The 22,099-nt window shown below is 35.9% G+C and carries 21 protein-coding genes and 1 CRISPR repeat array; of the genes, 12 read left to right on the top strand and 9 right to left on the bottom strand.

Translation table 11 applies throughout. The features are described from left to right. Positions 1-189 precede the first annotated feature (189 nt). Positions 190-411 carry a DUF3006 domain-containing protein gene (locus J2T59_RS03310; RefSeq protein WP_259133926.1) on the bottom strand — a complete coding sequence of 74 codons (222 nt, stop codon included), beginning with the start codon at positions 409-411 and terminating at the stop codon, positions 190-192. A gap of 8 nt (positions 412-419) precedes the next feature. Next, the gene (locus J2T59_RS03305) at positions 420-1,436 is read right to left on the bottom strand and encodes a ComEC/Rec2 family competence protein (RefSeq protein WP_259133925.1); all 1,017 of its coding nucleotides are present in this window, start codon (positions 1,434-1,436) and stop codon (positions 420-422) included. A 487-nt stretch (positions 1,437-1,923) separates the two neighbouring features. On the opposite strand from J2T59_RS03305, the gene J2T59_RS03300 reads away from it, so the two are divergent. The 3 genes from J2T59_RS03300 to J2T59_RS03290 all read left to right on the top strand — a co-directional run bounded on the left by J2T59_RS03300 (position 1,924) and on the right by J2T59_RS03290 (position 5,114). After that, a complete protein-coding gene (locus tag J2T59_RS03300; RefSeq protein WP_259133924.1) occupies positions 1,924-2,430 on the top strand; it encodes a PGF-CTERM sorting domain-containing protein in 507 nt (168 codons plus the stop codon). A 422-nt stretch (positions 2,431-2,852) separates the two neighbouring features. Further along, a complete protein-coding gene (locus J2T59_RS03295) occupies positions 2,853-3,068 on the top strand; it encodes a plasmid pRiA4b ORF-3 family protein (RefSeq protein WP_259133923.1) in 216 nt (71 codons plus the stop codon). A gap of 171 nt (positions 3,069-3,239) precedes the next feature. Beyond that, on the top strand, positions 3,240-5,114 hold the full coding sequence (locus J2T59_RS03290; RefSeq protein ID WP_259133922.1) for a DUF2075 domain-containing protein: 1,875 nt from the start codon (positions 3,240-3,242) through the stop codon (positions 5,112-5,114). Positions 5,115-5,283: 169 nt separating this feature from the next. Here the strand turns inward: J2T59_RS03290 and J2T59_RS03285 are convergent, their stop codons facing one another. From J2T59_RS03285 to J2T59_RS03270, 4 genes are read right to left on the bottom strand one after another with little or no spacing between them, the layout of a single operon-like run. Further along, a complete protein-coding gene (locus J2T59_RS03285) occupies positions 5,284-5,928 on the bottom strand; it encodes a radical SAM/SPASM domain-containing protein (protein WP_259133920.1) in 645 nt (214 codons plus the stop codon). Continuing rightward, positions 5,925-6,188: a hypothetical protein gene (locus J2T59_RS03280; protein WP_259133916.1), complete on the bottom strand. Its 264-nt coding sequence runs from the start codon at positions 6,186-6,188 to the stop codon at positions 5,925-5,927. Before J2T59_RS03280 ends, J2T59_RS03285 begins: the two co-directional genes overlap by 4 nt. Further along, positions 6,185-6,688 carry a hypothetical protein gene (locus J2T59_RS03275; RefSeq protein WP_259133913.1) on the bottom strand — a complete coding sequence of 168 codons (504 nt, stop codon included), beginning with the start codon at positions 6,686-6,688 and terminating at the stop codon, positions 6,185-6,187. Before J2T59_RS03275 ends, J2T59_RS03280 begins: the two co-directional genes overlap by 4 nt. After that, complete coding sequence (locus J2T59_RS03270; RefSeq protein ID WP_259133911.1) at positions 6,666-6,839, bottom strand: carbamoyltransferase C-terminal domain-containing protein; 174 nt, start codon at positions 6,837-6,839, stop codon at positions 6,666-6,668. Before J2T59_RS03270 ends, J2T59_RS03275 begins: the two co-directional genes overlap by 23 nt. Positions 6,840-7,035: 196 nt before the next feature. Between J2T59_RS03270 and cas3 the strand changes: the two genes are divergently transcribed. The 8 genes from cas3 to cas2e are packed head-to-tail and all read left to right on the top strand — an operon-like array spanning position 7,036 to position 15,701. Continuing rightward, on the top strand, positions 7,036-9,795 hold the full coding sequence (gene cas3 / locus J2T59_RS03265; protein ID WP_259133910.1) for a CRISPR-associated helicase Cas3': 2,760 nt from the start codon (positions 7,036-7,038) through the stop codon (positions 9,793-9,795). 14 nt (positions 9,796-9,809) lie between these two features. Further along, complete coding sequence (casA, locus tag J2T59_RS03260; RefSeq protein ID WP_259133909.1) at positions 9,810-11,387, top strand: type I-E CRISPR-associated protein Cse1/CasA; 1,578 nt, start codon at positions 9,810-9,812, stop codon at positions 11,385-11,387. Between the two features lie 31 nt (positions 11,388-11,418). Beyond that, the gene (gene casB / locus J2T59_RS03255; protein ID WP_259133908.1) at positions 11,419-11,910 is read left to right on the top strand and encodes a type I-E CRISPR-associated protein Cse2/CasB; all 492 of its coding nucleotides are present in this window, start codon (positions 11,419-11,421) and stop codon (positions 11,908-11,910) included. Positions 11,911-11,932: 22 nt separating this feature from the next. Further along, positions 11,933-13,051, top strand: a complete 1,119-nt coding sequence (gene cas7e / locus J2T59_RS03250) for a type I-E CRISPR-associated protein Cas7/Cse4/CasC (protein ID WP_259133906.1) — start codon at positions 11,933-11,935, stop codon at positions 13,049-13,051. A gap of 21 nt (positions 13,052-13,072) precedes the next feature. Continuing rightward, positions 13,073-13,795: a type I-E CRISPR-associated protein Cas5/CasD gene (gene cas5e / locus J2T59_RS03245; RefSeq protein WP_259133905.1), complete on the top strand. Its 723-nt coding sequence runs from the start codon at positions 13,073-13,075 to the stop codon at positions 13,793-13,795. A gap of 2 nt (positions 13,796-13,797) precedes the next feature. Continuing rightward, complete coding sequence (gene cas6e, locus J2T59_RS03240; RefSeq protein WP_259133904.1) at positions 13,798-14,484, top strand: type I-E CRISPR-associated protein Cas6/Cse3/CasE; 687 nt, start codon at positions 13,798-13,800, stop codon at positions 14,482-14,484. Between the two features lie 10 nt (positions 14,485-14,494). Then, a complete protein-coding gene (gene cas1e / locus J2T59_RS03235) occupies positions 14,495-15,406 on the top strand; it encodes a type I-E CRISPR-associated endonuclease Cas1e (protein WP_259133901.1) in 912 nt (303 codons plus the stop codon). Continuing rightward, positions 15,387-15,701 carry a type I-E CRISPR-associated endoribonuclease Cas2e gene (gene cas2e / locus J2T59_RS03230; RefSeq protein WP_259133898.1) on the top strand — a complete coding sequence of 105 codons (315 nt, stop codon included), beginning with the start codon at positions 15,387-15,389 and terminating at the stop codon, positions 15,699-15,701. Before cas1e ends, cas2e begins: the two co-directional genes overlap by 20 nt. A gap of 90 nt (positions 15,702-15,791) precedes the next feature. Continuing rightward, positions 15,792-18,811: a CRISPR direct-repeat array (repeat unit 29 nt; unit sequence GAGTTCCCCACACACGTGGGGATGAACCG). Between the two features lie 988 nt (positions 18,812-19,799). Here cas2e and J2T59_RS03225 read toward each other — a convergent pair. Both J2T59_RS03225 and J2T59_RS03220 read right to left on the bottom strand, forming a co-directional pair. Then, a complete protein-coding gene (locus J2T59_RS03225; protein WP_259133895.1) occupies positions 19,800-19,925 on the bottom strand; it encodes a hypothetical protein in 126 nt (41 codons plus the stop codon). 18 nt (positions 19,926-19,943) lie between these two features. Beyond that, positions 19,944-20,528, bottom strand: a complete 585-nt coding sequence (locus tag J2T59_RS03220) for a flavodoxin family protein (RefSeq protein WP_259133893.1) — start codon at positions 20,526-20,528, stop codon at positions 19,944-19,946. Positions 20,529-20,719: 191 nt separating this feature from the next. Between J2T59_RS03220 and J2T59_RS03215 the strand changes: the two genes are divergently transcribed. Beyond that, the gene (locus tag J2T59_RS03215) at positions 20,720-21,460 is read left to right on the top strand and encodes a phospholipase D family protein (RefSeq protein ID WP_259133890.1); all 741 of its coding nucleotides are present in this window, start codon (positions 20,720-20,722) and stop codon (positions 21,458-21,460) included. Positions 21,461-21,533: 73 nt separating this feature from the next. On the opposite strand, the gene J2T59_RS03210 is transcribed toward J2T59_RS03215, so the two are convergent. Further along, on the bottom strand, positions 21,534-21,941 hold the full coding sequence (locus J2T59_RS03210) for a DUF8426 domain-containing protein (protein WP_259133887.1): 408 nt from the start codon (positions 21,939-21,941) through the stop codon (positions 21,534-21,536). Between the last annotated feature and the right edge of the window lie 158 nt (positions 21,942-22,099).

Below are 22,099 nucleotides of genomic sequence, written 5' to 3'. Positions count from 1 at the left end.
GCTGCTACCCTATTATAAATATATATTCGACATCAAGGGAGAGATAATTAACCTGCGTTTAAAACACGGATTTGCAGGAAATAAAAGGAATTATGTCTTACAGAATGATAACTAATGAGAACTAATTGAAGAGCTGGTCGATTATCCGTGTCCTGAATGTGAGAATGTTGAATAATCAACAATTTCACTTCATTTGTTCTTAAGTTTCTCTATTAAATAAGATACTCTCTCTTTTGCATCTTCGGTTTCCTTTTCATCCTTATCAATATTAATGTCCAGGATATCACCTTCTTTTGAATTCGGAGGAAGGAGAGATAAAGGAATGTCGATCTTTATAGACTCGTCATCCCTCACAAGAAGTACTGCAATATCCTCTTCCACTCTATCAAATGAAACCTTAAAACGTGTCATAACTCCTCCTATGCTTCTGCTGTCAATGCAAAGGTCATAGCTGTCATTGGGATTACTAATCCACTGTTTTGTGTCTCTACACTATAATCTCTACCATCGGTCTTGACAATAATATTTCCATCAAGGTCGGTCCTATATATCTCACATCCAAAAAGATTGAGCCTATCAATGACCTCCTCATGAGGGTGTCCATAACGGTTATCTGTTCCAACCATAATAATACAAACTTCAGGACTTACACTGTCAAGAAACTCCTGGATCGTTGACGATCTACTACCATGATGTCCAACTTTGAGAATGTCACTATCAATATCATATCCTTCATCGATCATTCTGTTCTCTGCACGTTCCTCAGCATCACCTGTGAATAAGAACGATACTTCGCCATATGTCAATTTCAAAACAATTGAATCGTCATTAAGGTTTCCTGTTGGTTCTACTGGATTCAAGACTTCAATTGTAACTGAAGGATCAAGGTCTATGGTCTGGCCAGATTCTGCAAGACTGAAAGGTATATCATTCTCATCAATAGCAATGAGAATATTTTCATATGTTCTTGTTGTATGAGGATTTCCAGAGTCAATGAATCTCATGACATTGAAATTATCAATTACATCTACCATACCTCCAATGTGATCAGCGTGTGGATGGGTAGCGATTACAAAGTCCAGATCTTCAACATCATTGTCTTTTAGGTAAGATACAACTGTGTCCCCAGACCAATTATCCCCTGCATCTATCAGCATGTTCTTGTCATTTATTTGAATCAGGATAGAATCACCTTGACCAACATCAATGAAATGTACTGTTAAGAGATCCCCGTTTATTGTTGGTACTGTGGTGTCAGGATGTGTTTCTTCATGAATATTATCTGTAACTATATCTTCAACGTAAGGTTGTATCTCTTCCATGTAATCTGAAATTGAGTCAGGAGATACACAACCTGAGACAAAGATCACTGTTAATACAATGATCGCAAGTGTAAATAATTGATTTGTTTTTATTTTATCATCCCCTTGGAACAATATGGTTTTGTCCTCTTTCCTTTATGTTTGTTTGTATTAATGTCAGAGTTTGAAATATCAATTAACTGAATTTAGTTGTATCACTCTTTTTGATTGAGATTTGACTTATTTTTATCAGAAAATGAATTTTACAGTTCAATTGGGTTGTTCCAGAAATTAGATATGGTCTTATAATTGCTATTATTAAGCTGCTTTTCGATCCAATAATTAAAATATTCAGCTAAGATCAATTGAGTAGTAGTTCGATTGTTAGCTCCTCTATCAAATAAAACTAAATAACCTTATTCTAGTCGAGGTCACACCTGGTTAAATTTGACCTTTAAATTTGTTTGAACAACTAAATTAACTCCAATCGGAAGTTATATATTCTTTTTTGAGAAATTATATTTGTTCTTAGTTTTTTTTGCATTTGTATCGAATAATACAGCACTAAGATCAATTTTATTTCTTACAACTGCTAAACTTAGGATAAAATGGAGATACTAATATGAGCAAGATTAACAGCTACTTAACTGTCCTAGTATTATTGGTGCTTTTAGCGTCATTGTTGTCACCTATCGCAACAGCTAGACCTCCATATCTGGATGCTTTCAATGAACGTTATGGTACAGAGGATACAAAGCTTGATGCATGCATTACCTGTCACTTCAATCCTGGTGGTGGAGGTCCCAGGAATCCATATGGTGAAGCATATCAAGACAGTGGTATGGACTTTGCAGCAATTGAAGATCTAGATTCTGATGGAGATGGATTCACAAATATAGAAAATATCAATGCCCTGACATTCCCTGGAGACCCTGACGATTATCCAGAAGCCACTGAAGAGCTTCCACCGGAAGAAGATACCAGGGAAAATGACATTCCAGAAGAGGAGCCCGTAGAGGAACCGATAGTTGATCCAGCACCAGAGGAGGAAGCACCTGGGTTTGGAGCAGTTTTTGCAATTGCAGGAATACTCTCAGCAATTTGCTTACTGAGAAACCGTGAACATTAAGTTCAAGAATACAGAAAGTGTATTGGTGCATGAAGCCTGAGTGGTAAGATATTATATCAACGTACAAGTCCCTCATAATATTTTTGAGGGATATTTTTTTTAGCTTGCTTAGAAGTTTCAATATTTTTCTATTTTTAGCAGATTTTAACAGCTAATTGCTTTTTAACAGAGTTGTCCTGCTAAGTCTTGATATTTTTATATTTTTTGTATCAAAAGACTATCGAATTAGGTTATAGTTCCACAATTCTGATTGGAATAAAATTCCAAATATAAATCTTGATACAAAATGGAAATATGGAATCCAGCTTTCAATAGCATTGTTATATGAGAGGCATTTAACCATGATGATTATGACCGTAGCGATGTCTTTACAGGCAATGTTTCAAAGCCAAATAGCTTGGATGCAACTGAATCTGATTTGAGTGGTAAAGAAGAGAGAAGAATTTCAGCTTCTGGAAGGAAGCATCATAGAATATATTTATGAATTTGGTGATGATATCAAACATATTATCAAGTTAGAAAAAATGGTAGAACCTTTTCCCGGTGATAAATATCACGCATTATTTCTAGGAACAAAAAAAGTAACAGATATTGCTTATGCTGTAAGAAGATACAAATCGAGTCACTTGCTACATTGATCTGCATTGATTGCACAGAGGAAATCGCACACAAATGCTTTTATGTATGGATAAAGAAAATGAATACCATTATGCTAAAAAATTGATAACATGAAATGCTAACATAGATCTAATAACATTTTAATCTCTTATGAATGATTAGATTAGGTATTAAAGCATCGAGGTACTACATTGATAATCTATGAAGCTATAAAAAAAGATTTTGTTGAAGATGTATTAAATGATTCAATCGCGGATAAAATTCACGACCAGTATAAGTTAAAAGTTGGTGGGATTAATTATTCAGAATACATGGCTTGGAATAATTCTATGCAGCATATGTACAAAGTTCTGGATACAAACACCATTCCCGATGATGCAGGAATTGCTATTGAGTTTAAGATACCACTTACATCAAATAGAATTGATTTCATGATTTCAGGTTACGATTCTTATGGAGAAGGTTCTGTTGTAATAATTGAATTAAAACAGTGGGAATGTGCAACAAAAGTAGCAGAAAAAGACGGGATTGTTAAAACTTTCATAAATAAAAGTATAGTCGAAACAACCCATCCTTGCTACCAAATTTTTAGTTATTATAATTTAATATATGATTTTAATGAGAGTGTTCAAACTGGAAAAGTTTCAATTTATCCATGTGCTTATTTGCATAACTTCATTACAAAATGTGAGAAAGAAATTTCAGACGAACCATACTGCAACTATGTAAAAGAGGCTCCTCTTTATCTTAAAGGAGGTGCAATAAAATTAAGAGAATTTATTCAAAAGTACATCAACATAGGAGATAATAAAAAGAATCTATATGAGATAAACAACGGAAAAATCCGTCCTTCAAAATCACTTCAAGATGTTCTATTACAGATGTTAAAAGGTAAAGAAGAATTCTTTATGATTGATTCTCAAAAAGTAATATATGAGGATGTACTTTTCTATGGAAAAAAATCTGACGTTGATTGTAAGAAAAGAGTGATGATTGTAGAAGGAGGACCAGGAACTGGAAAGTCTGTACTAGCCATAAATCTTTTAGTCCAATTTATTTCCAAAGGTATGGTAACTCAATATGTATCAAAAAACTCTGCTCCTCGAAATGTTTACTCTACCAAATTAAAGGAGGGGTATAATAGTAGACAAATAAATCATTTGTTTAAAGGATCAGGTTCATATGTAAATTCAAAAGAAAATGACTTGTCTGTCCTTTTGGTGGATGAAGCACATAGATTAAATGAAAAATCAGGTCTTTTCAGAAATATAGGTGAAAATCAGGTTAAAGAAATAATAAATGCCTCTCAATTGAGTGTTTTTTTCATTGATGAAAATCAAAAAGTGTATATCACAGATATTGGTTCAAAAAGTGAAATTGAGAAGCATGCACAAAACTCTGGTGCTGAAATATATTACTATAAATTAGAATCTCAGTTTAGATGCAATGGCTCAGATGGATACTTGGCTTGGCTAGATGATGTCATTGATATTAAGAAAACTGCAAATTATGATGGTTTTGATTTTGATTTTGATTTTCTAATATTTGATGATCCAGTAGAGTTGAAAAATATTATCGAGGAAAAAAATAAAGAAAATAACAAATCTAGATTAGTAGCAGGTTATTGTTGGAATTGGGTTCAAGAAAGTAAAAACGATCCTAATATTAATGATATAAATATAGGAGATTTCAATATAAGTTGGAATTTGGGTAATACTTCTACTTGGGCCATAGATAAAGAATCAATAAATGAAGCCGGGTGTATCCATACATGCCAAGGACTGGAATTTGATTATGTGGGTGTCATTATAGGTCCCGATTTAAGATATGAAGATGGTCAAGTTATAACCGATTATAATATGAGAGCAAAAACCGATTATTCACTAAGAGGAATAAAAACCATTGCAAAAGAGAATCCTTTGAAAGCACAAGAAATAGCAGATGAGATCATCAAAAACACATATAGGACTTTAATGACTAGGGGTCAAAAGGGTTGCTATATATATTGTTGTGACAAAGGACTCCAAGAATACTTTAAAAGAAGATTGCACATGTTTAAAGATTAAGTATTTCAAGAATTGCTATTAACTACTACATTTTCAATAATCATTTAGTAAATCTTTAGTTTAGTCGAATTTATGGTTTGAATTTTCTATATTAGTGCTATTTAGTTGTGTTTTACTTGATTTGGACTTTGGTATACCTACTTTTAACAAAATAAGTTAAGCTGTTTCCTTACTTCACTTTCAATAAAGTATACCATCTATAATCATCCGTACAGTTTTTGCATATATTTAATTCATATTTGTCCAACATAACTTTTAGTTTATTTTTTACTACTGATTCGTAATCAAAATATGTGATGTTGCCTAAGATATTCTCAGCCCTTGTATCATTGCAGCAAGGAACTACGTTTCCATCTGTTGTAATAAAATGAACAGATGGAAATGTACCACACCTCAAGCAGGAGTCAAAAGAATCATGATAGTAGCCCAATTTAAGGTTAGACCCACCACGGGAATGTTCTCTCCGATAAAAAGTATCAAAACCCCAGTTATCTGCAATCTCTTTTACTTTATGGAAATCTCTTGTATTAAAATCTGTATCGAGAAAGTTAAGTCTAACCCTCAAACCTGATGGTCTTATCTCAAAAAGATGTTGAAGATTACAATTTAAAGTTTCAAAATTCCCTTTATTCCCAACAATTTCAGAGTATCTATTTTTATTTGTTGTAAGGTAGCTGATCTGAATTTGATCAAGCCCGCTTTCTATCAAATCTTTCTGCTTTTCTGGAGTTAGCAGAACTCCGTTTGTGATTATGCAAGATGAAATATCTCTTTCCTTCAGTTTTTTTATGTATGAGCTTAGATTTTTGTTCAAAAGGGGTTCCCCAACCCACTGAACATAACTACTGCATTTTCTGGGAGCCAATTGCACAGTACTTTAAATAGATCAGGGTCAAGAAAATTATTTTTTCTAATAATCTTGCTACGTGGACAAAAGTTACATTCAAGATTGCAAATACTTGAAGCTTCGATATCGAATAATGGGGAACCATCCATTAAAGAAATCTGTGCCTCCAGAACTTGAGAACATGGCCACTCCATAACATCTTCTCTGATTTTGTCAAAATCAATCATCTATTCCAGCCCCTATTTATATCGAACTGCTTCATCCTTGCACTCCACCATATTTCCGATATATTTACATTATTCTTTCTATAATTTTTACTTAGAAAATTTTCAGGACCTTCGGGGACTCTTTGGTGGTCTTCGACCTTCTCATAAAGCATACCGAATCCTCTACAATTCCATATAAGCATTCCTTTTCCAATACCCTTTCTTATTTGCTTGTAAAGCTGCCAATTCCATATATCATAAAACTTGTTTTCTAGCATATTTACGATAGCAAGGACAGTGCTTGGGTAATCTGGATAAACAGTTTCATTTGTATTTAGCCAGTACTCATACCATGAAAGATTACATTCATCTGTGGTCTGTACTATTATCTTTGCAGGATATACATTCAAGGTTTCACTCCTTGAATCATAGTGGTAATTTAAACAAATCAGATTTTCCATTTTCACAGAATAGTGCCGGTTCTCCCGATTAAGGACTTCAGTACAAATGTAAGAATCCATCAATAACAACTCCATCAAGTCCCATTCTTGCACCAACTCTGAGAGCTTCTGAAGGGTTGTGTACTATCGGCTCACCTTTTTGGTTGAAGGACGTATTGATCAGACCAGGAATACCATGTTCTTCCCACAATTCGGATAGTAAACAATACATCCACTGGTTATCTCTGTCATCTGAACTGATAACCTGTGCTCTTAATAGATTGTTTCATGTTAATTTAATGCGTGGATGTATAATATACTAGTTCAATTTTCAACTAGCCAAATATAAAAAAATTAGCTTAGATAATAATATTGATATAATATGAAAATTATAGAACAGTTACTTAGTTACATAGCGGGTTATAGCATTGGAATATTATAATAATTGGGGAAAATGTAAAGTAAATGAATCTAAAAATGCACTTGATTATCATTTATTACCTTATCATTGCCTAGACGTAGCTGCAACTGCCTACACGTTATTGCAAAAAGATGAACTATATTTGAAAAAATTTAGGAGTGATATTCCTATAGAAAATAAAGGCTTGTTAAGTCTTATAACATTTTATGTTGCTATCCACGATATTGGTAAGTTCTCTAACAGTTTTCAATCTCTTCAGCCGCCTATTATGGAAAAATTGAGAGGTTATAGTCCGGGAAATAGTTATAATGTCCGACACGATAGCTTAGGTTATCATCTTTGGGACAGTTTATGGGATTATATTTGGCAGACAAATATATTATCACTTGATAAGTCGGTCTACGACAAGTTCGACTGGAGAGATTTGATTATACCTTGGCTTCGTGCAACTACTGGTCATCATGGAGCACCTCCAGTTTATAGTGATAGTGGATCGAAGATTCACTATGATGAACTGTTCTATAATGACGATAAAGAGATGGTTTATTCGTATATTAAGGATGTATCACAATTTTTGCTAACAGATGGTTTTCTTTCATTGGATAATAATGGTCAAGATGATGATGATATCTTTGAGGAATTAGAAGCTTATTTTAAAAAGACATCATGGCTGCTCTCAGGCCTTGTAGTTCTTTGCGATTGGATTGGGTCTTCAGATATCTATTTCAATTATAATTCATCTAAAATGAGTTTAGAACAATACTGGAAAGACATTGCACTTCCTAACTCAATATATGCATTAAAGGATTCGGGGATATGTCCTTCAAAAACATCTGATGATTGTGAAATTAAGAATCTATTTCATTATATTAACATACCAACACCGATGCAAAAAACAGTTTCAGAAATGAAACTTGAACATGGTCCTCAACTAATAATTATAGAAGATACTACGGGAAGTGGTAAAACTGAGGCAGCAATTAGATTAACACATCGACTAATGAACAAGGCGGGACTGTACGGTTTATTTTTTGGATTACCTACAATGGCCACATCTAATGCTATGTATGAAAGGCTATTTTCATGCTATTCAAAGCTTTTTGAGCCTAAATCTACCCCTTCTTTAGTACTTGCACATGGTCAAAGTCATCTTTCTGATAGATTTAGGAGTACTATAGGTCCACTTAAAACTGAGAGTGATTCCTATAATTTAAAAGGTTCAAGTGAACCAACTATTTCAGCACAATGTTCTTCGTGGATAGCAGATAATAGAAAAAAGGCTTTGTTAGCTGATGTTGGTGTAGGTACAATCGATCAGGCAATGCTAAGTGTCCTTCCATCAAAACACCAATCTTTAAGGTTATTAGGATTGTCTAGAAATATTTTAGTAGTTGATGAAGTTCACGCATATGATCCTTATATGAATGAGCTGTTGTCTAAATTACTTCAATTCCATGCGTCTCTAGGTGGTAGTTCAATCCTCTTATCAGCTACATTACCTATAAATCAAAAAAATAAAATGATCAAATCTTTTTGTAGCGGTGCAGATTATGATTTTGTACCGGTATCTGAGCAGCACTATCCTCTTGTTTCACATATCACTAATAAAGGAACAAATGAAGAACAGGTTAATCATTTACCTCAAAACGAACGTAAAGTCTCATGTGAATTCTTTCAGAATGAAGATAATGTACAAAAAAGGATAATCGACTTAGCACAAAAAGGTCTTTGTTGCTGCTGGATCCGGAATACTGTTGATGACGCTATTGACTCATATCATTCCCTGGTTGATCAGATTGGTTCAGACAAAATTATTTTATTCCATGCGAGATATACGATGGGAGATAGGCTGGAAATTGAAGATACTGTCATTAAATCCTTTGGTAAAGATAGTGGGTTTCAACAAAGGGCTGGCAAGATATTAGTAGCTACACAAGTAGTTGAGCAATCACTTGATCTTGATTTTGATTATATGGTAACTGACCTATGTCCGATAGATCTTATTGTTCAAAGATCAGGTCGGTTACATAGACACAAACGTGATGTGGATGGCAATATTTCTACTATAGATTGTAGATCATCCCCTGTATTAGGTATACTTGCTCCAGAACCTACCGAAAATGTATCAGAGAAGTGGTACTCTGATATGTTTCCAAGAGGTTGCTATGTATACCAAACACATGGTAGACTGTGGCTTACATCGAAGATACTCTCTGATATGAAAGAGATGCATATTCCGCGAGATAGTCGATATTTGATAGAAACTGTGTTTGGAAATGATGCAGATAAAAGTATACCTGAACCCTTACTTAATGTAGACAGACAGGCCTATGGAGAAACCATGGCTGAAAGATCAATTGCTGCATGGAGATCTCTTGATGTTTCCAAGGGGTATGATCGTACAGGAACCCAGTGGTTAGATGATACAATAGTACCTACCAGACTAGGTGATTCTATTACCTTGAGATTAGGTAAATTAATTGATGGTGAGATAGTTCCATTCAACAACTCAACAACCCATCCTTGGGAAATGAGTCAGGTCAATGTCAATGTAAATCGAATAAAATACAGTAACTATTCTGATGAAATTAACGAATTAATTGTTAATACTAAAAAAAATATGAAAGATAGGGGAAAATGGAGTTTACTTATTCTAATGGAAATGCAAGATAATGGTACTTGGACAGGTTATGGTGAAAATCAGAACAATCAAAGAATGAAGATAATATATGATCACAAAACAGGGCTAACCGCGAGTAAAAATTGAAGGAATATAAAAGCATGGCACTTAATTTGATTTATGATAAATGGATCGGTGTAAAAAGGTCCGATGGTTCCACAGAAAAAATTGCACCTTGGGAGGTTACAAGTGATATCGAGACAAATCCTATAATCTCAATGAACACCCCAAGACCCGATTTCAATGGTTCCATGATACAGTTTTTAATTGGATTATTTCAAACAAGCATTGCTCCGAAAGATAATAGAACATGGAGAAAATATTTTTTAAGGCCACCTAAACCTGATGAATTGAAAGAGTCTTTGTCGTCAGTATCTCCATTTTTTGATTTTGATGGAGATTCGTCGGGTTTGTTCATGCAAGACAATAATTTAAACCTTGAGTTGAATAAATTGAGAGTAGACTCTCTATTGATGGAAATGCCTGGAAGTAATACTTTAAAGAACAATGCAGACCATTTCCTAAAACGTGATAGTGTAACCAAGATGTGTCCATCTTGTTGTGCTATGGCTCTTTTTAATTTGCAGCTAAACGCTCCATCGGGTGGTGTTGGGCATCGTACATCATTAAGGGGTGGTGGCCCCCTAACTACTCTAATACTTGGTAAAAACCTATGGCACCATATTTGGCTTAATGTTGTCCTTGAAGAGGAAATTGCTAAACTAGGAGATTCCGATAAATCAGATGTTTCTGACATTTTCCCTTGGATGGGACCTACAAGGACAAGTGAACCCAAAACAGGTGTGACCACTACACCTCTGGACGTAAATCCAAAACAAATGTATTGGGGAATGCCACGAAGAATAAAGATCGATTTTGAAGATAGAGAAACTGGTGAATGCGATGTATGCAGTGAACATTGTGATAGCCTAATATCAAAATATGTTACTAAGAACTATGGGGTCAACTATGAAGGGAACTGGGCCCATACTCTATCACCACATCGTGAAAATAAATCACAGTTAATTCCAATACACCCTCGGCCGGGTGGCATTACATATCGATATTGGGTAGGACTTATTCAAAGTGATAGTGGAGGTTCATCTCATCCTGCATTAGTAGTAAATGAATTCTTTAAAATACAAAGTGACTTGGACGAGATATTCCAACATTCTCCTAGACTCTGGGCATTTGGTTTTGATTTTGATAATATGAAAGTACGTAGTTGGTATGAAAGTACTATGCCACTTATCTCTGTAGATGAAAGTATAAAATATGAGTACGAAAGGACAGTCGAACGGCTCGTACGGTGTGCTGAGGTCATACTTTACAATACAAGAAGTTGCATTAAAAATGCAATTGTTCCAGGTACTAGCAGTACAACTGGACTTTCACATATAGAATCCCAGTTCTGGTATAGAACGGAATCAGAGTTCTATTCATTCATTGATAAGATAGCAAAAGAAAGCAAGGAAGATATGTCTCTGATACATGAATCCAAGCTGGAATGGCTAAAATACTTATCGAAACAATCGCTGCTGCTTTTTGACGAATACACGAATCCAGCTCAACAGAGTATAGTAAATCCCAAAAAAGTGGCTGTTGCACGACGTAAACTCAAAGCTTACAATTCGCAAAAGAGTAAAAAAGTCATTAGTGCTTTGGGTCTAACAACTTGAAATATTAAATTCGCTTGTGAGGTGATAACATTTGACATATACTAAAAGGTCATTAGAAAATGAAGAAGCTTGTAAAGTGATATTACAATGGTGGAAAGATCTGGAACACAGAAAAGCAGATCGTGCAAATCTTCGTAGATGCCATAATCTAAATGAAGTGATTTTTACACCATCATATCATTACTTGTGGCATCAATTAAAAGGTCTTGGGTTCAGAAACAAAACAGCAATAGCACTTCTTGCTGGCATTTTGGCTCATGTGAAAGAAAATAATACAACCTCAACATTCGCTGGCCAAATGGCAAAACCAAAAGAGGGTTCAAAGCCAACAGTAAGTGAATTGAGGTTTAGAAAAGTACTAACTATAGATGAAAGAAATGACCTTTTCATATATCTTGTCAGGTTAATTAAGCTCATGAACGGTAGTATCAATATATGCAATCTTGCTAACAGTGTTTATTGGTGGAATGATATTACGAAAAAGAACTGGGCTTTTGAATACTATGAAAATTTATCAAATTAAAAGGAAAATAGGTGATCAATAAATGTCAAAATTTGTACAAATACACACTTTAGTATCGTATCCTCCTTCAAACTTGAATAGAGATGATCTTGGAAGACCAAAAACAGCTATAATGGGCGGATCTCAACGATTAAGGATATCATCTCAAAGTTTAAAGAGAGCATGGAGAACATCAGACATTTTTAAAGAAAATCTTGATGGAAATATAGGTATTAGAACCAAAAGTATGGGTGTTAGTGTATTCAAATCACTAACAAATGGCCATAAATTAAAAGATTTCTTAAAAAACGGGTTTGAAAGTGAGCAGATTAATACACCTGTAAAAGAAGATGTTGCTAAAGAGTGGTCTAAAGCAATTGCCGATACGTTTGGTAAAATTAAAAAAGAAAATAAAGATGACATTCTTGCTGATTTAGAGATTGAACAACTTGCACATTTTAGTCCAGAAGAAATAGATGCAATTGATAAACTTATGTCGGAGATAGCTCAGGATCCGAAAAAGCCATCTAAGGAAGACATCAAAAAGATGGGACTTTTGAAACAAAAACATACTGCAGTTGATATTGCGATGTTTGGTCGAATGCTTGCATCGGATACAATGTATAACACAGATGCTGCAGTTCAGGTATCACATGCTATCACGGTCAACAAAGTAGCTGTTGAAGACGATTATTTCACTGCAGTTGATGACCTTAACAAAGGTGAAGAAAATATGGGATCAGGTCACCTTGGAGAAACTGAGTTTGGTTCTGGACTGTTTTATACATATATATGTATTGATACGGATTTGTTGGAATCGAACTTAAATGGTGAAAAAGTTCTAGTGACGAAATCATTAAAGGCACTGGTTGAAGCAGCTTCAAAAGTTTCACCAACAGGTAAACAAAACAGCTTTGCCTCAAGGTCCTATGCATCTTATGTAATGATAGAAAAAGGTAATCAACAGCCAAGGAGCTTGGCAGTATCCTATTTGAAACCTATCACGAGCTCAGATATGTTAAGTGAAGCAATTGATTCATTAGAAAATACTAGAATGAAAATGGAACAAGTATATGGACCATGTTCAGATGAAGTTAAAACAATGAATGTTGCTACTGGGGAAGGTAGTTTGTCAGAATTACTTGATTTTTTAAATCAATGATATTAAATGGAGTTGGGTCAAATGAAAGATTACTTGATTTTCCGGATATATGCTCCAATGGTATCTTGGGGGGATATAGCTATAGGTACTCACAGACCAACGTTTGACCATCCTTCAAAATCTGCTATCTTTGGTTTATTAGCAGCTGCTTTAGGTATAGATAGGGATGATGACGAAGCTCATTTACAATTGAGTTCATCTTATAACTATGCTGTTTTAGTAAACTCCCATGGTACAATGTTGAGAGATTACCATACATCTCAAGTGCCTGGGAGAAGTAAGAGAAAGTATTCTTCGAGAAAAGAAGAATTAAGCGTGGATGATAATAATTTGAATACAATTATTTCTACAAGGGACTATTATAATGATTGCTTGTATACAATTATCATTTCAAAAAAAGCTGATGAAGCACCATATTCATTCTCTGAGCTGATAGACAAATTGAACAACCCGAGTTATAATTTGTTTATTGGGAGAAAGTCATGCCCATTGGCTTTACCGCTAGATCCCAAGATTATTTCGGCAAACAATATCAAAGAAGCATTATTAACTGCCACCTTTAAAGATGATGGTTTTATATCAGAACTACCAACATCAAAATTTTGTAGATTTTATTGGGAAGATACAGATGAAAACATAGGATCAGATCAAGTTATATCCAAATATGATGAAATTTTGAGTCGTAAAAGGTGGCAGTTCTCTAGAAGGAACGAATATTATGCAATGATAAATATGGAGAATTAAATATGTATATGACAAAGGCAGAAATTCTTCCAGAGAAGGTCTTTGACAGTGAAGTTTGGAACAAGCTTCAAAGTACCTATAGTATCCACCAACTTATCTGGTCTTTATTTTCAAAGAATCCTGATAAAAAAAGGGATTTTTTATATCGCTATGAAATAAATGGTAAGGTACCCACTTTTTACGTGGTTTCAAAAGAAAAACCTTCTATTGATAACTCCTATTTCAATGTCGATGTAAAGTCATATACCCCAAAGGTCAAAGAGGGACAATATTTTCTTTTTTCACTAAGGGCTAATCCTGTTGTTACAAGAAAAGATGTAAATGGAAAGCATAAAAGACATGATGTTGTAATGGATGAAAAATTTAGACTAAAAAAGTCTAATCCCAATCCTCAAAATTTTCCTTCTATTTCAGAGATAGTACACGAAAAGGGTTTAGAGTGGTTAGATCAAAAAGGTCTAAAAAATGGCTTTATGTTCGATTGGAACAATGTTAGAGCTGATGGTTATGAGACACATGAATTTAAAAAGCCTAAAAGAAAAGGTCAAATAAGGATAAGTACAATCGATTTTGACGGTATGATTAAGGTCACTGATATTGATGCATTTACAAAGGCACTATATGACGGAATTGGCCCGTCGAAATCTTTTGGATGTGGACTTATGCTGATAAAACCTGTTAAACAATAGTGATACTAATATGTTATCTAAGCCAAAACCTTTGTCCATAAAAGAAAGGTTCTCTTTGCTTTTCTTGGAAAAAGGTGAACTTGATGTAATTGATGGAGCATTTGTCCTAGTAGATAAAACTGGAACACGTATACAAATACCTATAGGAGGTATAGCATGTTTGATGCTAGAGCCTGGTACTCGTGTTTCACATAAAGCAGCTGCACTTGCTTCAGATGTAGGTTGTTTACTTATATGGGTTGGAGAGGCTGGTGTTCGTCTTTATTCTGCAGGACAGCCGGGTGGTGCTAGGGCTGATCGTTTATTATACCAAGCACAGTTGGCACTAGATGAACAACTTAGAAAAAAGGTAATTAGAAAAATGTATGCTATGCGGTTCAATGAAGAACTTCCTGAAGATTACACAATAGAGCAAATGAGAGGTATGGAAGCTGCACGTGTAAAAAAGCTTTATCAAATACTAGCAAAACAATATGGAATTGAATGGAAAGGACGTAAATATGACCCTAAGAATTGGGATAGTGGTGATATCCAAAATAAGTGTTTAAGCTCAGCGACTTCTTGTATATATGGAGTTACAGAAGCTGCAGTCCTTGCTGCAGGTTACTCTCCAGCAGTTGGATTTATACATACTGGTAAACCACGCTCATTTGTTTATGATATTGCTGATCTCTTCAAGTTCGAAACTGTTGTACCAATTGCATTCAGAGTTGCTTCAGAAAAACACACAAATTATGAAAGAGCGGTTAGATTGGAATGTAGGGACTCGTTTAGGAAAAATCGACTCCTAAAAAAAATAATCCCTAAAATAGAGGAAGTACTTGCAGCTGGAGATATTAATATTCCAGAAGCACCCTCAGAGTCAGTACCTCCTGCCATTCCAAATGATAGAGGGATCGGAGATGCTGGTCATCGTAACTGAAAATATACCAGATAGATTAAGAGGTAGATTAGCAGTCTGGTTGCTTGAAATAAGGGCAGGTGTATATATTGGTGATTATTCTGTAAAGGTAAGATCAATGATTTTAGAACATATCAAAGAAGGCATCGAAGAAGGGAATGTAGTTGTTGCTTGGAATACACCAAATGAACAGGGTTTTGATTTTATTACCATGGGAGTAAACCGACGTATTCCAAAGGAAATGGATGGAATAAAACTAATATCATTTTTACCTGAATCAAAATGTGAAAAAGATATAAGTGAAAAATTTATATAACAATCACAAGTGATACATATGGTTAAAGAAAGGTTTTTACCAAAGGAAACCACTTGCCTTTAGCCTTCTTAATTCAATATATAAGAAACAGAGTTCCCCACACACGTGGGGATGAACCGTAAACTACAAAGGAGTAATGAAATATGAAACAGAGTTCCCCACACACGTGGGGATGAACCGAACTCAATTATTGCTGGCTCGGCTTTTTCTGCGAGTTCCCCACACACGTGGGGATGAACCGAGAGTGGTTCGATGCAATCACTCAACCATTCAGAGTTCCCCACACACGTGGGGATGAACCGACTGGTGAATATGTCGCAGTACAGGGAAGAGTGAGTTCCCCACACACGTGGGGATGAACCGTCTAGTGCCTTTATTACCTTCAGATTGGCTGTTGAGTTCCCCACACACGTGGGGATGAACCGTAGGTCAGAAACTTCAAATAATAAACTTCGATAGAGTTCCCCACACACGTGGGGATGAACCGCAAAAGAGGTTGCTTCAAACTTCAAACAAGAAAGAGTTCCCCACACACGTGGGGATGAACCGGATTAGCAGGTAGGTTAGTGGTGGGTGCTGTTGAGTTCCCCACACACGTGGGGATGAACCGAAATTGGTGCTGAAGTTTATTATTGTGATACGAGTTCCCCACACACGTGGGGATGAACCGACTATAGCAATAGTATCATCAGGTAGTGAAAAGAGTTCCCCACACACGTGGGGATGAACCGAGAACACCAGCACACAAGAAAGATTATTTACAGAGTTCCCCACACACGTGGGGATGAACCTTTTTTGTTTTCTATCCATTGAACATTAGGATAGAGTTCCCCACACACGTGGGGATGAACCGGATTAGCAGGTAGGTTAGTGGTGGGTGCTGTTGAGTTCCCCACACACGTGGGGATGAACCTATGGCTTCAGGTATTAGAAGCAGGCTAAGTCCGAGTTCCCCACACACGTGGGGATGAACCGCCATTTTTGTTAATTTATTAGAATTTATACTTGAGTTCCCCACACACGTGGGGATGAACCGGGAAAAACAGAACCTAAAAACATCGATAAAGTGAGTTCCCCACACACGTGGGGATGAACCGCTAGAAGGAGTTATAGAGCTTTAAAATATCATGAGTTCCCCACACACGTGGGGATGAACCGGAAATTATTAAACAGGGCTATAAGGAAATTAAGAGTTCCCCACACACGTGGGGATGAACCGGGCAACAGGCGGACTTAAGGAGTATTTAAGATGAGTTCCCCACACACGTGGGGATGAACCGACAGCGTTAGGCGACCTAATGACTGTAGCCGGGAGTTCCCCACACACGTGGGGATGAACCGTAATTAATTCGTATCAGGATTTAATAAATGAAGAGTTCCCCACACACGTGGGGATGAACCGTTTTAACACCAATAAAACGAAAGATGAAGATAGAGTTCCCCACACACGTGGGGATGAACCGAGACAGGCATCTCTGGGTACGGTACGAACTAAGAGTTCCCCACACACGTGGGGATGAACCGAAAATACAAATAAAAATGATTTACAAATTATCGAGTTCCCCACACACGTGGGGATGAACCGTGATGTCAAGGCTGAGTATGAAGTGCCTTGTGGAGTTCCCCACACACGTGGGGATGAACCGTGTTTCTACTAAATATTGCTCCGATTCCTGCAGAGTTCCCCACACACGTGGGGATGAACCGGGTGTTTCAACCTTTATATTTCCAAACTTCAGGAGTTCCCCACACACGTGGGGATGAACCGCTAATTTATTACCTGAAAGATTACGTATTTGCGAGTTCCCCACACACGTGGGGATGAACCGGAAATTAATAATCACCTTCAACCATTACTAACGAGTTCCCCACACACGTGGGGATGAACCGGAGACGAAGCATTAGCTATGTTACAACATGGCGAGTTCCCCACACACGTGGGGATGAACCGGTATGGTTCTCACCGTTTAACCTCTCGTTGCAGAGTTCCCCACACACGTGGGGATGAACCGGAGAGGTCGAGCCATGACTATGCACGTAACCGGAGTTCCCCACACACGTGGGGATGAACCTGACCCGTGCGGATAACAATGTCATAAACTGACGAGTTCCCCACACACGTGGGGATGAACCGAAAAATGTCGAGTCTCCTATTCAGAGCCGAAAGAGTTCCCCACACACGTGGGGATGAACCGCACGTCCTCTCTCCTTGTTCCTGCTTGTAAATGAGTTCCCCACACACGTGGGGATGAACCGTCTAAGCACAATTCTATCTATTCTATCCAGACGAGTTCCCCACACACGTGGGGATGAACCGTTCACGTGGTTCGAGTGTACTGTCGAGATAGGGAGTTCCCCACACACGTGGGGATGAACCGCTGTTCGTGTAATATCTCAGTATCACGTTGTAGAGTTCCCCACACACGTGGGGATGAACCGGTAGTTCGAGAGAACGATCACTTCAATATCGAGAGTTCCCCACACACGTGGGGATGAACCGCAACAAAATCTCCTTCGATCTCCTGTTGATAAGAGTTCCCCACACACGTGGGGATGAACCGCCTTCTGCCCAATCGTCTATCCTATCCACAATGAGTTCCCCACACACGTGGGGATGAACCGGAACAAGAACAATTTGTTTATAAATGGCAATCGAGTTCCCCACACACGTGGGGATGAACCGTGTAATGTTCTATCTAAAATGAACCCTGGGCTGAGTTCCCCACACACGTGGGGATGAACCGGTTTGCTTATTATTTCGCCCTTTTTTGCTGTTGAGTTCCCCACACACGTGGGGATGAACCGGAATGGGTCGACAACGAGAATACTATCGGGTAGAGTTCCCCACACACGTGGGGATGAACCGGTTCAGGTTACGGATACATGTGTTTATTTAATGAGTTCCCCACACACGTGGGGATGAACCGTCACAAATAAAACACAAGGAGGAGGTTAACTAGAGTTCCCCACACACGTGGGGATGAACCGTCATACGGATCAGTAGCTCTATTATATGGTTGGAGTTCCCCACACACGTGGGGATGAACCGGTTTCATTGAATGCACTTCCTTCCAGACTTGGGAGTTCCCCACACACGTGGGGATGAACATATATTAAAATTAACTGAAATTTTTTGCATCAATACTTATACAGATAATCTTCACCTATTATATGATATCTTAAAGTTAACAAAGTACCTATTGTTTATCCTAATGTTGTAGAAAATGCATTTTTTACAAAAGACCATAAAAGCCCAACTTTTTAACCACCCTGTAACCTTCATTTTTTTGGAAGTGATATTAAAAATTTGTATTTTACAATAGTGGCTCACATATTTATTTTAACCTAAGTTTGCCAGTTTGAACTATTTTTGATTAAATTTTACTAATTTTTGTTGGAAAATGAATTTACTAGTTCAATTGTCCGGTTCCAGAAAATTACTGTGATCTAATCATCACTTTTGTTAGTTGCTTTCCGGTTAGATACTGAAAATGGTCAGCTATGATCAATTGAGTATTATTAAAGATGTTACCTCCCTATCAAATACAACTAAAACAGCTAGATTGGTTCCAATCGTAAATTGTACATTTTATTCTTTTGTGTTATTGTATTTGTTCTTATTCTGTGTTGGATTTTTATCAAATATTACAGAGATAAGAACACTTTTATCTCTTATGAGTGGTAAAATTAGGTTAGGAAAAAATGCGCAATTTGTTAGGGTTAATAAGTTATTGCAAGAAGTTGCTTCGACTGTACAACCAGATATAAATAAGTATTAAGAGAATCTCAAAAACAATGATTTAAACTATATTGTCGTATATTCAATTTATATTAATATAATTACAGGTAAAATCCCTCAATAAATCTTAACTGCTAAAAATTTTCAACATGTTCAAGCTTGTTTATCTAAAGCTGTTATTGATAGAGAAATTGCTAGAAAAGATATTCAAAATTATAAAACAAATTATAAAATAATAAGCTAATTTGAAGAGAAGCAATAAGTATTAATTATGCACACTTATTGCTTTTTAATAAGTGTGCAAAGTTTAATGTTATTAAAAAAGTAGTGTATGTTGCAGATTCTGTAAAAAATCGCTTTTATTTAGTATTATCACTCGTATCAATGTTCTCAAGCATTTCATCCCATTCCATATTAGCTCCCTTCATATATTCATCAGGATCAATCAATGCTTTATGCATCTGAGCTTTAATCTCATCACACACTTCCCCATACTCTACCAGCTATGAACCCGCTCTTTTTAGACTTTCACGAAACTCATTGATGTTTTTAGTAATTTCAGGATCCTCAGTACCACCTTGTAGTGCTTCCCCACAATCACGATATAACTCAAACACAAGGTCCTGTTTTTCAAAGAAGTTCTTAAGTACATCAAAATTAGCTTCTCCCGGAAATCCTGAATTTGCTATAAAAAATTGCTGAGGAAACTTTTTTACTCTTCCTTCATGGTAAAAACTACCATCTTCTTGTACTCTAAGATGTGGAGTTACTAATGACAAGAACCTATCTGTAAAATTCTTTAATAAACCGGTCATGTACATATTATAGACAGGTGTTGCTAACCCAATATAGTCCGAATCCAGGTAAATATCGATCAACTCTTTCATATCATCTTCAATAACACAAGTACCCGGTGTTTTCTCCCAACAGTCAAAACAACCACGACATTGTTTAACATCCTTCTCAACAAGGAATATCTGTTCAGTATCAGCCCCTGCCATCCTTGCACCTTCAAGTATGGATTCTGCAATGATATTACTATTACTTTTCCTACCCCGAGGACTCCCATTAAAAATAGTTACTTTCATGATTCCACTCCTTTTTTATTGTTTACCCTTATTCAGATCTAAACAATATTTTAATCTACGAGCAATTTCAAGTTAAGCAATTTATAGATAATAAAGGTGTGTTAGTTAATCCACTAGTCAACCTGAACAATTACTATTTATTTATATCACTCCTTCATATATTTTATATATTAGTAATCTAAATTCTAATTATGGCTAAATTTTTAACGACTACTGGAGTTTCTTTCAAACTAGAAGAGATCATCAAGAATGCAGATGAAAAATTAATTTTAATTAGCCCTTTTTTAAAGATAAATGATCGTATAAGAGAACTTATTGAAGATAAGAATCGAATTAAGATCAATACTGAAATAATATATGGGAAAAATGAACTCCAACCAGATGAAAACAATTGGCTCAGAAATTTAAGTTATGTTAGAACCGGTTTTTGCAAGAACCTACATGCTAAATGCTACCTAAACGAAAAAGAAGCCCTTGTTACTTCAATGAACCTCTATGAATTTTCTCAACAAAACAATAATGAAATGGGCATATACATCTCCAGAGAAAAAGATCCTGAACTATATAGCAACATAAATGAAGAAGCTAAAAGGCTATTTAGAATCAGTGAAGAAGTAAAAGTAACTGTTGAAAAAGTAACAAACAAACAGAACAAACAGAACAAACAAAAGAAAAACAATAAAGATAAATCAGTGAATACTGAAAAATCTTCGGATACCGGATATTGTATACGTTGTAAAAAATCGGTAACTTTAGATCCATTATATCCATATTGCAAAGAATGCTTTAACTCATGGAACAAGTATGGTAATGAAGAATATCAAGAGGTTGTTTGCCATATATGTGGAAATGAAGCTAAGTCAAGTAAAATGAAACCAAGCTGTTACAGCTGTTATAAGAAGCACAAAAAAGGTTTAGATTTCCCAATTTGACTTTACTAAAAAATTATGGTAGATGCTGAGAATAATCAGTTGTTAGCAAAATGTTAGACTGACAACTTAACATTCATGCAGATTTAAGTATATTCTCTGCACCCGTATTTAATGGGATTCTGCATATTTTATTTATATTCTCTAAACAATCTAGTTTAGATGGAAAACTCTGTTCGAACATCGATTTAGATATGGTATTTAACCATCTAACATACCTAATGTGCTGTTCACTTTCTTCTGCCATATCTTTATAGATATAATTACTTACAATACAACCTACCCCAATTCTAGACCCTTGATCCATTGAAATCAAGAACATATCCCCAACGATCATTTCTCGAATGAATGTCCATATCTGATCAGTATTATCCTTCAAACTTGTTTCAGATAAGTGTGGATTTTTCTCTTTATAAAAATGATACAGCTCGTCCTTGTTCTTGATAGTAGACAAGTTAGTAGGAAGTTGTCCCAAACAATTCAAATGAATAATATCACCATTTACTTCTAAATAATCTCTATTTTCACCATTTTTAGCTGAAATTAAGATAGCGTCACTAAATTGCTGTAAAATTATAATTAGTCCTGTACCTTATTAGAGTTCGATGAAAAACCTCAAAAGGAAGGTACAGGACATGAACA

The sequence above is a fragment of the Methanosalsum natronophilum genome (assembly GCF_024808815.1).
Classification (GTDB): Archaea; Halobacteriota; Methanosarcinia; order Methanosarcinales; family Methanosarcinaceae; genus Methanosalsum; species Methanosalsum natronophilum.
The sequence above is the reverse complement of the archived record's forward strand: the minus strand, read 5'-3'. Positions and strand labels throughout refer to the sequence as shown.

Coding starts and splice junctions, on each gene's coding strand:
- J2T59_RS03280 (WP_259133916.1), bottom strand. CDS start 6,188: ATGATTGATTTTGACAAAATCAGAGAAGATGTTATGGAGTGGCCATGT.
- cas2e (WP_259133898.1), top strand. CDS start 15,387: ATGCTGGTCATCGTAACTGAAAATATACCAGATAGATTAAGAGGTAGA.
- cas1e (WP_259133901.1), top strand. CDS start 14,495: ATGTTATCTAAGCCAAAACCTTTGTCCATAAAAGAAAGGTTCTCTTTG.
- J2T59_RS03310 (WP_259133926.1), bottom strand. CDS start 411: ATGACACGTTTTAAGGTTTCATTTGATAGAGTGGAAGAGGATATTGCA.
- J2T59_RS03270 (WP_259133911.1), bottom strand. CDS start 6,839: ATGTATTGTTTACTATCCGAATTGTGGGAAGAACATGGTATTCCTGGT.
- cas6e (WP_259133904.1), top strand. CDS start 13,798: ATGTATATGACAAAGGCAGAAATTCTTCCAGAGAAGGTCTTTGACAGT.
- casA (WP_259133909.1), top strand. CDS start 9,810: ATGGCACTTAATTTGATTTATGATAAATGGATCGGTGTAAAAAGGTCC.
- J2T59_RS03220 (WP_259133893.1), bottom strand. CDS start 20,528: ATGAAAGTAACTATTTTTAATGGGAGTCCTCGGGGTAGGAAAAGTAAT.
- J2T59_RS03275 (WP_259133913.1), bottom strand. CDS start 6,688: ATGGATTCTTACATTTGTACTGAAGTCCTTAATCGGGAGAACCGGCAC.
- J2T59_RS03215 (WP_259133890.1), top strand. CDS start 20,720: ATGGCTAAATTTTTAACGACTACTGGAGTTTCTTTCAAACTAGAAGAG.
- J2T59_RS03300 (WP_259133924.1), top strand. CDS start 1,924: ATGAGCAAGATTAACAGCTACTTAACTGTCCTAGTATTATTGGTGCTT.
- cas5e (WP_259133905.1), top strand. CDS start 13,073: ATGAAAGATTACTTGATTTTCCGGATATATGCTCCAATGGTATCTTGG.
- cas7e (WP_259133906.1), top strand. CDS start 11,933: ATGTCAAAATTTGTACAAATACACACTTTAGTATCGTATCCTCCTTCA.